Consider the following 13,444-nt stretch of genomic DNA (forward strand, 5'->3'; position numbering starts at 1 on the left):
CCGCTTTGGTATCAATTTTTTGATCGTTTTTAACATTAGCATCTACTTTATACGCAAATTTGGTAAGCCAAACCCAACTAATAATAAGCATACTTAAAGACAGTGGTACGCCTACAATCATCCACTGAGCAAAGCCTATTTCAATTTGGTAACTGTCAGATAGGTATGCAGCCATTAATGCATTAGGCGGTGTACCAATTAAAGTAGCAATACCACCAATGCTTGCACCATAAGCAATTGATAGTAGCAATGCTTTGCCAAACCCTTCATTACTTGGGTCTGATTGCTTAACCAAATTGGTAATTGAAAGTGCAATAGGCAACATCATTACGGCTGTCGCAGTATTAGACATCCACATAGATAAAAATGCAGTAACAAGCATCATAGCTAAAATTTGTAAACTTGGTTTTTTACCCGCATATAACATGGTGCTTAATGCAATACGTTTATGTAAACCCCAACGCTCCATAGCAATTGAGATTAAAAATCCGCCTAAAAATAAAAAGATTAACGGGTGTGCATATGGCGCAGCCACACTTTTTATTGCTGCTATGTCAGCCAGTGGTGATATAACCAGTGGTAGCAATGCAGTTGCCGGAATTGGTACAACTTCACTTACCCACCACGATGCCATCCAAAACGCTAAACCTGCGGTTTTAAATGCCGCAACCGACATTCCTGTTGGCGGATCAAGTAAACATGTTAATAGCATTACTAAAGGGCCCAGTACTAAAAAAAGCCATTGAAAATGTCTGTTCTTATCTGGTTCTTGCGTCAATATATTATCTGTCATGGCTAGCCTCTAAAACTTGTATTTAAGACCAAGCGCAACACTGCTGTCGTCTTGTTCTTCTAAATTAAGATCGGTATATAAAAGATAAGCTGTAGTTTGCTTATCAAATACATAATCAAGGCCTGTGCTCCATTGCGTTGCCTCAGATGCTTGACGAAGAGTTGAGTCATCCTTTGCAAACTGAACTTTTGGCACCCACTTATCAAGTGTATAACTGGCACTTAATACGTAACCATTGCCCGACTTACTGCCATCTACTGATTCTGAATGCTGGTACAGCGCACCAAGTTGTAATTGTTCGAACTTATAAACACCGGCAATTCTACTTGCAGTAATATTATTAAGTGAATCAACATGGCTTAACGATAAGTAATATGGCGTATTATTTAAATTACGGTCGCCATAAATAAGCGTAGCAGCAAAGCCTGCTTTATCGTCTTTATTGTCATCTTTTGGCGCATAAGTAAATGAAAACTGCATATTATGCCAATAGTTTGAGGTGTAAGTTATAGTATCGCCAAGGCGGTCTTGACCTGCAATAACCTGTGCCATATCGGCTTGAGTTTCGTTAAAGTTATCGAGTTTACCTTCAGAGTATTTAAAGCGAGTGTCGTTACGACCTACAACAACTTCACCAAAAGCGCCTTTTAAACCTAAATAAGTATTACGTGCAGTAAAAGGCTCTTGCGTATCATCTTCTTCAAAACCTTTAACTTGTACCTCATATTTAAAAACAGCACTTAAATATTCGTTAAGTTTATGATCGCCCTTAATACCAATACGCGAGTATGGCGCTTCAATTTGAGTACCCTCTTCGGCATAACGCATTATGCCCGTATCAGTACTGGCAATTTGTACTTCAGCTTTACCGTATACAGCGTACTCTGCAGCAAAAGATGTGTGTGAAAACGTAGCTAAGCAACCATAGGATAGAAATAAAATACAGGTGTGTGTAGTTTTTGTCATCGTGTGCCCTAATTATTAGAATCTACTTGTTGTAGCGCTAATAAGGCAACTTTACTGCCAAGTGTATAAAAGCAATCTATTTCAATAGCTTACTAAAATAAATCGTTTGATTTAAATAAAAACGTGTGAATTACCACACATAAGAAAGTAGGTCCTGTCACCAAACCCACACATTTAGTCAGTAAACATATCTCTATTAAGATTGTATTTACTCATTTTATCGTAAAGTGTTTTACGGGCAATTTGCAGTGTTTCCATGGTGTTTTTAATACTGCCGTGGTTTTGCTCAAGCGCGTACTCAATAAGTGACTGCTCATAAAAAGAGACTTTTTCAGATAAGCTTAAATCGGGAGATAAGCCACCTAATTGTTGTGTTTTAACTTCAGCAAAGGCAAGTTCGGCACCAAGTAATACAGCTCGCTCTGCTTGATTTCTTAGCTCTCTCACATTGCCCGGCCAGTCATAGGCAACTAACCGCTGTTGTATTTCGTAATTTACTGCCGCCGGCGGCTTATGATAGCGAGTTGCAGCAATAGAGCTAAAGTGTTTAAACAAAAGTAATATGTCAGCTTTTCGCTCTCGTAATGGCGGAATATTAACGTTAACCAAACTAAGTCTGTAGTATAAATCAGCTCTAAAATCACCCTTTTCAACTAAAGCAAGTAAGTCTACTTTTGTAGCTGCAACAATTCTGATGTCTAAATAAATTGCTTTGTTATCGCCTACAGGTGTTACTTTTCGCTCTTCTAATACGCGTAATAACTTAACTTGCAGTGCCATTGGAGTGCTTTCTATTTCATCTAAAAAGACCGTACCACCTTGTGCATATTCAAACTTACCTTTTCGACTTTGAGTAGCCCCTGTATATGCACCACTTGCTGCACCAAACAATTCGCTTTCTATTAACTGCTCTGGTACTGCGCCACAATTAATAGCAACAAAATTACAGCTAGAGCGATTACTCTGATCGTGTAGATACCGCGCTACAAGTTCTTTACCTGTGCCAGTTTCACCTTCAATCATTACATCGGTTGGGGTATCTATAATTGTGTTTAATAAGTGCATCATGTGTTGCATTTTAGGTGTGTCACCTAGTATGCGTACACCTGGGGCTGAGGTTTTCTGTACAGCCACTTTTAATGCGCGGTTCTCCATAACAAGGCTTCGTTTGTCGCACGCTCGTGCTATGCAATCAAGAAGATGTTCGTTAACTGGTTTTTCAAATAAATCATACGCACCTAATTGCATCGCTTTAACTGCTATCGATACATCAGCGTAACCAGTTAAAAATATTACAGGGAGCTCACTATCAAAAGCCGTTATTTGCTCTAAAAGCGTTAAGCCATCCATGTTCGGCATATTTATATCGCTCAGCACAACTCCAGCAAAGCGCCTATTGAGTTTGCTAAGAGCGGTACTTGCGTCATTAAAGCAATCAACGGTGTATCCTTCGAGAGTGAGCAATTGCTTTAAAGAGTCTCTGATCATTGCTTCATCATCAATGACTATTATGTGATTACATGGGGAGCTATCAATCATCTTTATTTTCCTGCCTGTTAGAGAGGCTAATTATAAATTCAGCCCCGCCTTCAACTCGATTGTGCGCGCTCAAACAACCATTAAACGAATCTATTATTTGTTTTGATATAGATAAACCAAGGCCTAAACCTTTACTTGATTTAGTACTATAAAAAGGTTCAAACAAATTACCAAATGCATGTTGCTCAATACCAGAGCCAGTATCTAAAATCGACAGTTTTACTCGCTCTTCAAAACACTCCAGCTGAAAACTTAAGTTACGAATAATTGCACCATTCATAGCTTGGCTAGCATTAGTAATTAAATTAACGAGTACTTGTTCAAATTTAAGCGAATCGACCCACACAACGACTGTTTCATCAAACTGAGGTGGCTCTACTTGTACGTTATCTTGCTTTAACTGCGCGCTAGAAATCATTAATGCGTTATTAACAAGCCCTGCAAGAGGGTAAGGTCTGAGCTGCATTTTTGAAGGTTTACTAAAATGCTTTAACTGACCTACAATTTGGTGCACTCGATTAACTAATCCCTCAATCACTACTAAGCTTTCACCAAGTGCTGAAGTATTTCCTTTAGCTAATAAACGCTTTGCCGAAGCTAAATAAGTATTAATAGCACTGAGCGGCTGGTTTATTTCGTGGTTGATTCCTGCACTTAGCTGTCCTATTGTCGCAAGCTTTGCAGACTGCACTAAAGCCGTTTGTACTTTTTCCAAAGCCTGAGTGCGCTCAAGGACTTCAAGTTCAAGGCTATGTCTGGAGTACACCAGCTTTTTATAACCCGCAAACCGAGTTAATAAAATATAACTAATAATAATAACTAAGCTACAGATAATAAATACCCAAAATAAGCGAGGCAGTTGAGCTGAATTAACTTTTGTTATATCAACGAGTACGTTCATTGTGGCATTAAAATATCGTAAAGGTCTTTGCGACATTACGTAAAGTTTTTTATCTACTTTTAAATGTTTAATACCTTCATTAGAAAATTGAAACTGCTTAATATACAAAGGCTGATGATCTAAATAAGCCCGACGAGATTTAATATCTCTGCGCATAGTTATATCAAGTTCAGTGAAGCTGTTTAATCGCCACGTTTGCATATCTGACATTGCAATTACCTCATCTGCAAGCTGCAAAAAAAAGTGACTACCCTTTGAAGTATTTAGAAGCTCTCTGTCATCCTCAAATTTACTTACATTCACTTTTAACACAACAACACCAATGGCTTTATTGTCGCGATATACTGCTTGTGAAAAGTAAATACCACGCTCTTTAGAGCGCATGCCTAATGCAAAGTACGCTACTTTTTCGCCTGCAAATGCACGTTTGAAATAAGGTCTAAACGCAAAGTTGCTACCTAAAAAAGTATAATCTGCTTGCCAATTACTACTGGCAATAACTTCGCCTTGAGTATTTAGAACAAAAATATCTGAGGCACCGCTAGCTTGTTGAATATCAGCAAGGTAGTTATTAATAGCGTTATAGTGCTGTGGCTGCGCATCTACAAAGTCTATCATTAACGAGTTATAGGTAAGTAACTGGGGAATAGCAGAAAAACGAGCAAGCTCAGTATCAATATAGTTATTTAATTGCGTAACTTGGCGCTCAGCCTGGTAGGTTGCTTGCTCAACATCATGAGAACGACCAAGCCAAAACGTAACAACTAATATAAGTACGAGTAACACACAAACAGTAATGATTTTTTTAGAAAAAGAAAACATGAAGAACTCGCAAAAAATAGCCAAGAAAATTTTAGGGCGCTAGTGTAACGGCTAATCTCTAGCAGAGATATAAACTTTTTGTTAACAACAGTTTTAAAGTGTTTAAAAACAAAAATCGCCGTAAACAACTATGTTTACAGCGATCTGTTTAGCATTAAATTAAAAAACAATTAATTTGTAGCTAATGTTGATCTCTTTTTAACATATTTATATAAGCCAATTAACGACGCTGCAATCCAAAATATCTCGATTACAAAGCTCGCTAAATTAAAGTTATAACAAAGGCTAATTAACAGTAAAATTGCCCCTGTTAAATTCATCATATTATACGTTAAGCTAGCTGGAGATGTTTTACCTAGCTGCAGTAAAAAAAATGAACCAACTACTAAAAAAGTACCTGTCATGCCTATGATGTCAAATAAGAGTGCTATCACGAAACTATCCTTTATCCATTTTTAAATAACCCAATAAACTGGCCCGATCCATGGGGAGGGTATTTTTTCATTCATTGAAACAGCAAACCGAGCGATTCTATCAATATGGTAAATTCTAACAAGGCCATATGTCCGCATGCACAAGGCTTTATACTTATTCGCTTAATTAAGTATTATTGCGGTTTAATATTACTTCATATACCTTATTTAAAGGTTACTTTGCCGCCAATTATTTTATAGGCCGGCGCACCGCGAATAATCGCTTCTCGGGCAAATGGTCGGCTACAGTTAGGGCAAATACAAGCCTCTGTTGTAAAGTCTTGGCTAATACGCTCTTTAAAACACTTAACTAATGCTCCTTTGCCTCCTTTTCGGTATTTAAATAAGGAAGCTTTACAGGCTGAGCAAAAAATATCGACCGTTTTAGTAGGGCCTTTTTTATTGGGTTTTGCCATTACGTCCTACTGGATTATAAAAAGTAATTAACTATGATATCAGTTTAGATAGGTAAAGGTTATAACAGGAACTTAGAATTTTTATGCGGTATGTTTATTGAAAAAGCTCATAATAGTTTTGTGGCTATAAATAAATACATCCTAATCTTTAAAAAAGAAGCGGTTTAACTGAGATGACAATACATTCATATTAAAAGGTTTGACTATAAACCCTGATACCTTAGCTGCAATAACTTGCTTAACTTTATCTGTACTGTCTTCACAAGTAACCATTAAAACGGGAATATCAGCGAGTTCATTATCTTTTCGAATGTTAGTAAGTAAACTAACGCCATCCATTTTTGGCATATGAAGGTCAGTAATAACCAAATCGAAATGTTGATTACGCAGAAATACCAAAGCTTGCAATCCATCAGTTGCTTCAACGATATTGCTATACTCTAGTTTTCTAAGCATATTAATTAATACGTGTCGCATGAGTGGCATATCATCAACAACTAATATTTTCATTAGTTTCTTTACCAAATTGTATAATGGGATTATATAAAACTACTCTACTCGTAGATAAGGATCAAATTTGGATTTGCTGATTATTTAAATCTTACGGCCATATCCCTAAAATGAGCCCCATTAACGAAAATTGTAAAATATGGTACCCCCCGTTAATTAAAAAAAGCTTTAGAGGGCGTTGCTCAAATATATAACTCAATCCAAATGAACTACTGATCCAAAAAAAGCCGATCACAAAGCCGGCTCCTATACTTTCACCTACGCTTGCATCCTTACCTAAAAAAAGAGATAGCATTAAAGCCGCTATAAAAACTAAAAAAAACTGCCACCAAATATCAACTTAGGGTTAGCCGATTGTAAATCCAGATCAGTTAAGCCAATACTTTCTAGCCAGGCATTTTTAAAGAGAGCTTTTGAATACCATATACCACCAAGCATAAAAGAAGACAGTGCAGCCACTAGTATCGCAAAATAATCTACATCTAAGAGGTTCATACAGACAGCCGTATACAAAAAGTGTAATACCGTTTGGTATTAAATATTAACGGTATAAAGATACTCCCAATGTAGTTATAAATAGGGGATTGAGCAAATGGCCTAACTTAAATTAATTTTTGGTATAGAAGATAATTATAAAAATAAAATTTATAAATCGCCAAATTTTGCATTGGTCAATAAGGCTAAATCAGTTGGCGAGAGTGCTATTTCTAAGCCTCTTTTTCCGGCGCTCACATAAATAGTGTCAAAGAGAGAAGCACTGCTATGAATAAACGTAGCTAGACGTTTTTTTTGTCCAAGCGGACTCACCCCTCCTAAAATATAACCGGTACTAACTTGTACTTTTTGTGGGGCAGCCATAATTACTTTTTTAGCCCCACATAATTTAGCTAACTGTTTTAAATTAACTTGTTGAGATACAGGCGTTACAGCAACAATCAGTTGCCCTTCATGTGTTTCAAGTACTATGGTTTTAAATACTTGTGCACTGTCTAAATTTAACTTTTCAACGGCTTCAAGCCCGTAGTGGCTATTATTCTTATCGTGCTCATAACTGAGTACTTCAAAGGTTTTTTTTTGCTTTTTAAGTAGATCTATTGCTGGTGTCATGCTGTTTCATCTTTTTTATTCACAGTAACAAAAATTAAGTTTAAAGCAAAAAAAAACGACGCTAAAAGCGTCGTTTTTTTGTTCATAATAATTTAAATTTATTTAGTTAAATCATCAAAAAACTTTTTAACACCGTCAAAAAAGCCTTGCTCTTTAGGACGGTTTTTAGAGCTATCTGTGCCCATACTTTCATCTAACTCTTGAAGTAGTTCACGTTGACGCTCGTTAAGATTAACTGGCGTTTCGATTACCACTTTACAAATTAGATCGCCTTGTGCACCACTGCGTACAGACTTAACACCTTTGCCACGCATACGGAACATTTTGCCCGTTTGAGTTTCAGACGGTATTTTAAGTTTTGCACGACCATCAAGTGTTGGCACCTGAATTTCGCCACCAAGGCCTGCTGTAGTAAAGCTAATTGGTACTTCACAATATAAATTATTCGCTTCACGTACAAATATTTCATGTTCACGAACCGATACTTGCACGTACAAGTCGCCCGACGGCGCGCCATGCATTCCGGCTTCGCCTTCACCCGTTAAGCGGATACGGTCGCCTGTATCAACGCCAGCTGGAATTTTAACTGAAAGCGTTTTAGTTTTTTCTACGCGGCCTTGTCCATGACAACTGTTACAAGGGTCTGAAATAATCTGACCTTGTCCCTGGCACGTTGGACACGTTTGCTGAACAGCAAAGAAACCTTGGCGCATTTGTACTTGGCCAGCACCATGACACGTAGTACATGTTTTAGGCTTTGAACCTGCTTTAGCACCACTGCCATCACACGGCTCACAACCCACCCATGTTGGCACTTTAATTTCAACTTCTTTACCACGAACCGCTTCTTCTAAGCTCAAGTCCATGTTGTAACGTAAATCAGATCCACGTTGTTGACGAGATTGACGTCGACCACCGCCGCCACCAAAAATATCGCCAAATACGTCACCAAATACATCACCAAAATCGCCATGACCGCCACCAAAGCCGCCATGACCACCGCCACCGCCTTGCTCAAATGCCGCGTGACCATGTTGGTCATACATTTGGCGTTTTTGAGGATCGGTTAAAATCTCGTAAGCTTCTTTAACTTCTTTAAATTTAGTTTCAAGCTCTTTATCGCCTGCGGTACGATCTGGATGATATTTCATCGCTAAGCGTTTATACGCTTTTTTTATGTCTCGCTCACTCGCATCTTTGCTTACGCCGAGGGCTTCGTAATAATCGCGTTTTGACATATCTATCACACTACTCTTTTCTGTTTGCAGCGTGAGCTGCTGGATAAACCGATAAATCGCATCGATTTATCATTGAATTTTTAAACCTTAAATACATGCAAAAGGCGCGACAAGCTATTGCTCGCGCGCCTCAATTGTTCATCCTAACCTAAACACTCGATTGAGTTAAGTGTTTTTGGCTAGCGAGAAGCGTTAGCAACAATTACTTGTCGTCTTTCACTTCTTCGAACTCTGCATCAACAACGTCGTCGTCTTGCTTAGCTGATTGCTGTTGCTCGCCTGCATCTGCTGAACCTTGCTGTGCTTTCGCTTGTGCAATTTCCATTAGTTTTTGAGACTTTTCAGCAAGAGCTTGAGTTTTAGCTTCAATCTCTTCTTTGTTGTCGCTCTTAATAGCAGCTTCTAAATCTACAACAGCCGCTTCAATCGCTTCTTTGTCTTCGCTTGGTAATGCATCGCCAGCTTCTTCAATTTGCTTACGAGTACCATGTACTAGAGCGTCAGCTTGGTTACGAGCAGCTACAAGTTCTTCAAACTTTTTATCGTCTTCAGCATGTGCTTCTGCATCACGAACCATTTTTTCAACTTCTTCATCGCTTAAGCCTGAAGATGCTTGAATTGTGATTTTTTGCTCTTTACCTGTATCTTTATCTTTCGCAGATACATGTAAGATACCATCGGCATCAACATCGAATGTTACTTCGATTTGCGGTGTACCACGTTGTGCTGGGCGAATACCTTCTAGGTTAAATTGACCTAGAGATTTATTGTCGCTTGAACGTTTACGCTCACCTTGTAACACGTGAATTGTTACAGCAGATTGGTTATCTTCAGCTGTTGAGAATGTTTGCGATTTCTTAGTAGGAATCGTCGTGTTTTTCTCAATTAATGCAGTCATTACTGAGCCCATTGTCTCAATACCTAGAGATAATGGAGAAACGTCTAGTAATAGTACATCTTTAACGTCACCAGCAAGTACACCACCTTGAATCGCTGCGCCTACTGCAACTGCTTCATCAGGGTTTACGTCTTTACGTGGTTCTTTACCGAAGAAATCAGCAACTGTTTTTTGTACTAAAGGCATACGTGTTTGGCCACCAACAAGAATAATATCGTTGATGTCGCTTACTGATAAATCAGCATCAGCAAGTGCACGTTTAAGTGGCTCTAGAGATTTAGTTACTAAATCTTCAACTAGTGATTCAAGCTTAGCACGTGTTAGTTTCACGTTCATGTGCTTAGGACCAGATGCATCAGCAGTTACATACGGAAGATTTACTTCAGTTGATTGTGCAGATGACAGTTCAATTTTTGCTTTTTCAGCAGCTTCTTTAACACGTTGCATTGCAAGAGGATCAGTTTTTAAGTCTAAACCTTGATCTTTCTTGAATTCAGCTACTAGGTAGTTGATTACACGGTTATCGAAATCTTCACCACCTAAGTGAGTATCACCGTTTGTAGCAAGTACTTCAAAAGTGTGCTCGCCTTCAACTTCATCAATTTCAATGATTGATAAATCGAAAGTACCGCCACCTAAGTCATATACTGCAACGATGTTTTCGCCACGGTTTTTATCCATACCGTAAGCAAGTGCCGCAGCAGTTGGCTCATTGATAATACGTTTAACTTCAAGACCCGCAATACGACCAGCATCTTTTGTTGCTTGACGTTGTGAATCGTTAAAGTATGCAGGTACTGTGATTACAGCTTCAGTTACTTCTTCACCTAAGAAGTCCTCTGCCGTTTTCTTCATTTTTTTCAGTACTTCAGCAGAAATTTGTGGTGCAGCGCGTTTTTCGCCACCCGCTTCTACCCATGCATCGCCGTTATCAGCTTTGATGATTTTAAACGGCATGATGCCGATATCGCGTTGTACTTCTTCGTCTTCAAAACGACGACCAATTAAACGCTTGATTGCAAATAATGTGTTTGTCGGGTTAGTAACCGCTTGACGCTTAGCAGATTGACCTACTAATGTTTCGCCGTCTTGCGTGTAAGCAATAATAGACGGGGTTGTGCGATCGCCTTCCGCGTTTTCAATAACACGTGCTTTGCCACCATCAAGTACTGCAACACAAGAGTTTGTAGTACCTAAATCGATTCCAATAATTTTACCCATGAAACTTCTCCAACTTCAATATTCGTTAATACGTTCGATGACATAGTAAATAGGGATGCGCCAAACTTATTTCAACTGTAAAAATGAAAAAAAATCCATTTTTTGTGATTTATTTACAAAATAACCCTAATAATTGTAAGGAATGGTGATTTTTGCACCGCCAGAGACGTTTTTAATTACTGGTCTGACTAGTTTGGTTGTGTTATAAATTTATTAAATCGCACTATAAAAGGACATCTTCATGCATTTTGACCAATTACTTCTCCAAGCTGCAAAAATTGGAAGTTTAGACAATACCGAACAATTAACTAGCACAATGCAATTTCCAGAAAACTGGTGCCAAGGCAGAACTGCTTTTGGTGGTCTCTCAGCCGCACTGTTGTATCAAGCTATCAGAGGAAAAGTATCTAATGATCGTCGCCTACTCTCACTCAGTACAAATTTTGTAGGGCCATTACTAGCTGATACTCCTTTTTCGTTATCGGTAGAAATATTACGACAAGGTAAAAGCAGCACACAGGTACTTGCCAAAGCGATTCAAAATGAACAAGTGTGTGTAATTGTACAAGCGTGTTTTGCTAAAAGTAGAGAGTCGGGTGTAAATGTGCCTGTTTCAAAGTCTTTAGGGTTAAAACCGGTAGACGAGCGCCATACTCTACCTTTTATTAAAGGCCAGATGCCTGAATTTTTTCAACATGTTGATTTATGCCCTCAACAAGGTGCCATGCCATTTAGCAGCGCAGAAACTTCTCACTTAGGGGGCTGGATGCGCTTTAAACATACGCCCGAACAAATAACTGAAGCGCATGTAATTGCATTAACAGATGCATGGCCACCTACGTTATTACAAATGTTTAAAAAACCCGCTCCAGCTAGTAGCATGTCATGGTATTTAGAGTTTGTACAAGAGCCAAACTTATCACCTGGCGAATGGCTTGGCTTTGAAGCAATCACTCATCATTCAAAAGATGGCTATGGTTTAGAAGATGGCTGTATATGGTCACAATCCGGTGAGCTAATAGCGCTTACACGTCAAACAGTGGCGTTATTTGATTAATGAATGGGTTTGGCCTTCATCAACAATTCTTTTATAAGTACCGTTTTGCTTGATGAGCGCCAAACCAATATCAAACTCAGTAGCTAAAGAGAAGTTATTAAAATAAGCAGGTCGCTCTGCTTTTGGAAATAAAGTGTAAATTTGCACAGCTTCGGGTGATTTATGTTGATTGTAGTAATAGTAAAAAATACGCTTATCTAACACAATTACATCCACCCAACCTTTTAACAGCTTATCTACTTGCGCTTTTTGATTAATAACCTCTTGATATGAGCTAAAGTGTTTAACATTACTTTTAAATATAGAAGGCAGATATGCAGTTGCATTTTGAAAAGCAAGAACGTTTTTATTAAACAAGTCTTCTATTTTATCAATATTATATTTATTTCGCTTGAGTGTGATGGCTACATTTTCATAACTAAGTACCGGTTTACTTGAGTAAATACCAGCACTACTTCCTCCTGCATAATTTAAAAGTATATCTACTCCTTTATTATGCAATTGATGCTCAGCGCGTTTATTCGACATATATTGCACATTAATATTGGCAAATCCATTAGCCTTTAACGCGGCTTTGATTAAACCTAGGTGTATACCCGAGTCTGTTTTTGCAAAAACATAGGGCGGAATTGATGCGCTCGCGGCGATAATTACTTCTCGCTCTTTATTAATAGCCACAGCATTTTGCGAACAAATAAAGAGCCACGTTAGTATGCAGTACAAATAATATTTCACACGCTTCCTTTATATAACGAGCAGCTTGATGGCAGAACGCGTTGTATTAATGTATTAAATATAGCAAAATTGAAGAAATATTCTTCTTGCTTGGTATTAAATTGCAAACTGTCTGCCCCTGTTGTGATCTGATCATAGATATACCTCGCATAATCGCAAAACAAATGGCGATATGCCCACATTGTCACCATAAACTTTGCGAAGCCGATGTTAATCACGACAGTCGCATAGTTGCACTAAGCTTTAGCGCACTATTAATGCTGCTCAGCAGTATGTTTTACCCTTTTATTTCTTTTAGCAGTAGTGGTATTACTCAAACTATTACTCTGCCCGACGCGGCTCGAATTTTGTTTAATTATGATAGTGAGCTGCTTGGCTTATTTATTGATTTGAGCATTATTGCTCTGCCTATGGGTTTGCTTCTTATTTTAATTCCTTTGCATCTTGGGCTTTTAAAAACATTACCAGAGGGCATAGCAAGGCGACTACTAAAGTTCACCCTTGCGTTAGAGCCCTGGATTATGTCGGAAATATTTTTAATTGGCGTACTTGTTAGTATGGTTAAAATCATGTCGCTGGCTGATATTGGCTTTGGCACGAGTTTTTGGGCTTATGTGGGGTTTGTTATTTTATACATAGCCGCGCTTGTTCACTTAAATCGCCCACGCTTATGGGCTCAAATAAAGCCTGTAAAAGTACTCGAAGGCGCAGAGCATGCTAAACGTGCAATAGATGAAAATATTAAAGCCTGCCATGTGTGCCATCAAC

13 protein-coding genes and 1 pseudogene are annotated in these 13,444 nt (G+C 38.4%); 2 read left to right on the forward strand and 12 right to left on the reverse strand.

The features are described from left to right. The 11 genes and pseudogenes from P20429_RS19810 to dnaK all read right to left on the reverse strand — a co-directional run. Positions 1-793 (reverse strand): SLC13 family permease (locus tag P20429_RS19810; RefSeq protein WP_033027034.1); only part of this gene is annotated, 793 nt, incomplete at its 3' end. Positions 794-802: 9 nt separating this feature from the next. After that, positions 803-1,759 carry a porin gene (locus tag P20429_RS04705; protein WP_007585437.1) on the reverse strand — a complete coding sequence of 319 codons (957 nt, stop codon included), beginning with the start codon at positions 1,757-1,759 and terminating at the stop codon, positions 803-805. 174 nt (positions 1,760-1,933) lie between these two features. Then, positions 1,934-3,298 carry a sigma-54 dependent transcriptional regulator gene (locus P20429_RS04700; RefSeq protein WP_007585440.1) on the reverse strand — a complete coding sequence of 455 codons (1,365 nt, stop codon included), beginning with the start codon at positions 3,296-3,298 and terminating at the stop codon, positions 1,934-1,936. Next, a complete protein-coding gene (locus P20429_RS04695) occupies positions 3,291-5,021 on the reverse strand; it encodes a cache domain-containing protein (protein ID WP_007585450.1) in 1,731 nt (576 codons plus the stop codon). Before P20429_RS04695 ends, P20429_RS04700 begins: the two co-directional genes overlap by 8 nt. Positions 5,022-5,191: 170 nt before the next feature. Beyond that, complete coding sequence (locus P20429_RS04690) at positions 5,192-5,455, reverse strand: hypothetical protein (RefSeq protein ID WP_033027036.1); 264 nt, start codon at positions 5,453-5,455, stop codon at positions 5,192-5,194. A gap of 203 nt (positions 5,456-5,658) precedes the next feature. Next, positions 5,659-5,910, reverse strand: a complete 252-nt coding sequence (locus tag P20429_RS04685) for a hypothetical protein (RefSeq protein ID WP_007585454.1) — start codon at positions 5,908-5,910, stop codon at positions 5,659-5,661. Between the two features lie 141 nt (positions 5,911-6,051). Then, complete coding sequence (locus P20429_RS04680) at positions 6,052-6,420, reverse strand: response regulator (RefSeq protein ID WP_007585456.1); 369 nt, start codon at positions 6,418-6,420, stop codon at positions 6,052-6,054. Between the two features lie 91 nt (positions 6,421-6,511). Beyond that, positions 6,512-6,915 (reverse strand): annotated as a pseudogene (locus tag P20429_RS19815) (DUF1761 domain-containing protein). A gap of 150 nt (positions 6,916-7,065) precedes the next feature. Continuing rightward, positions 7,066-7,527, reverse strand: coding sequence for a Cys-tRNA(Pro) deacylase (gene ybaK / locus P20429_RS04675; RefSeq protein WP_007585460.1), 462 nt, complete (start codon positions 7,525-7,527; stop codon positions 7,066-7,068). 98 nt (positions 7,528-7,625) lie between these two features. Further along, entirely contained in the window at positions 7,626-8,765 is a 1,140-nt protein-coding gene (gene dnaJ, locus P20429_RS04670; protein WP_007585462.1) for a molecular chaperone DnaJ, read from the reverse strand. A 202-nt stretch (positions 8,766-8,967) separates the two neighbouring features. Continuing rightward, a complete protein-coding gene (gene dnaK / locus P20429_RS04665; RefSeq protein WP_002959064.1) occupies positions 8,968-10,884 on the reverse strand; it encodes a molecular chaperone DnaK in 1,917 nt (638 codons plus the stop codon). A 241-nt stretch (positions 10,885-11,125) separates the two neighbouring features. Between dnaK and P20429_RS04660 the strand changes: the two genes are divergently transcribed. Beyond that, complete coding sequence (locus tag P20429_RS04660) at positions 11,126-11,941, forward strand: thioesterase family protein (RefSeq protein WP_007585464.1); 816 nt, start codon at positions 11,126-11,128, stop codon at positions 11,939-11,941. Here P20429_RS04660 and P20429_RS19820 read toward each other — a convergent pair. After that, the gene (locus P20429_RS19820) at positions 11,930-12,676 is read right to left on the reverse strand and encodes an ABC transporter substrate-binding protein (RefSeq protein ID WP_007585466.1); all 747 of its coding nucleotides are present in this window, start codon (positions 12,674-12,676) and stop codon (positions 11,930-11,932) included. The two genes, P20429_RS04660 and P20429_RS19820, sit on opposite strands and share 12 nt — an antisense overlap. 164 nt (positions 12,677-12,840) lie before the next feature. On the opposite strand from P20429_RS19820, the gene P20429_RS19825 reads away from it, so the two are divergent. Then, on the forward strand, positions 12,841-13,444 hold a 604-nt coding region (locus P20429_RS19825; RefSeq protein ID WP_193371822.1), incomplete at its 3' end, for a paraquat-inducible protein A.

This window comes from Pseudoalteromonas sp. BSi20429, from assembly GCF_000238895.1.
Classification (GTDB): Bacteria; Pseudomonadota; Gammaproteobacteria; order Enterobacterales; family Alteromonadaceae; genus Pseudoalteromonas; species Pseudoalteromonas arctica.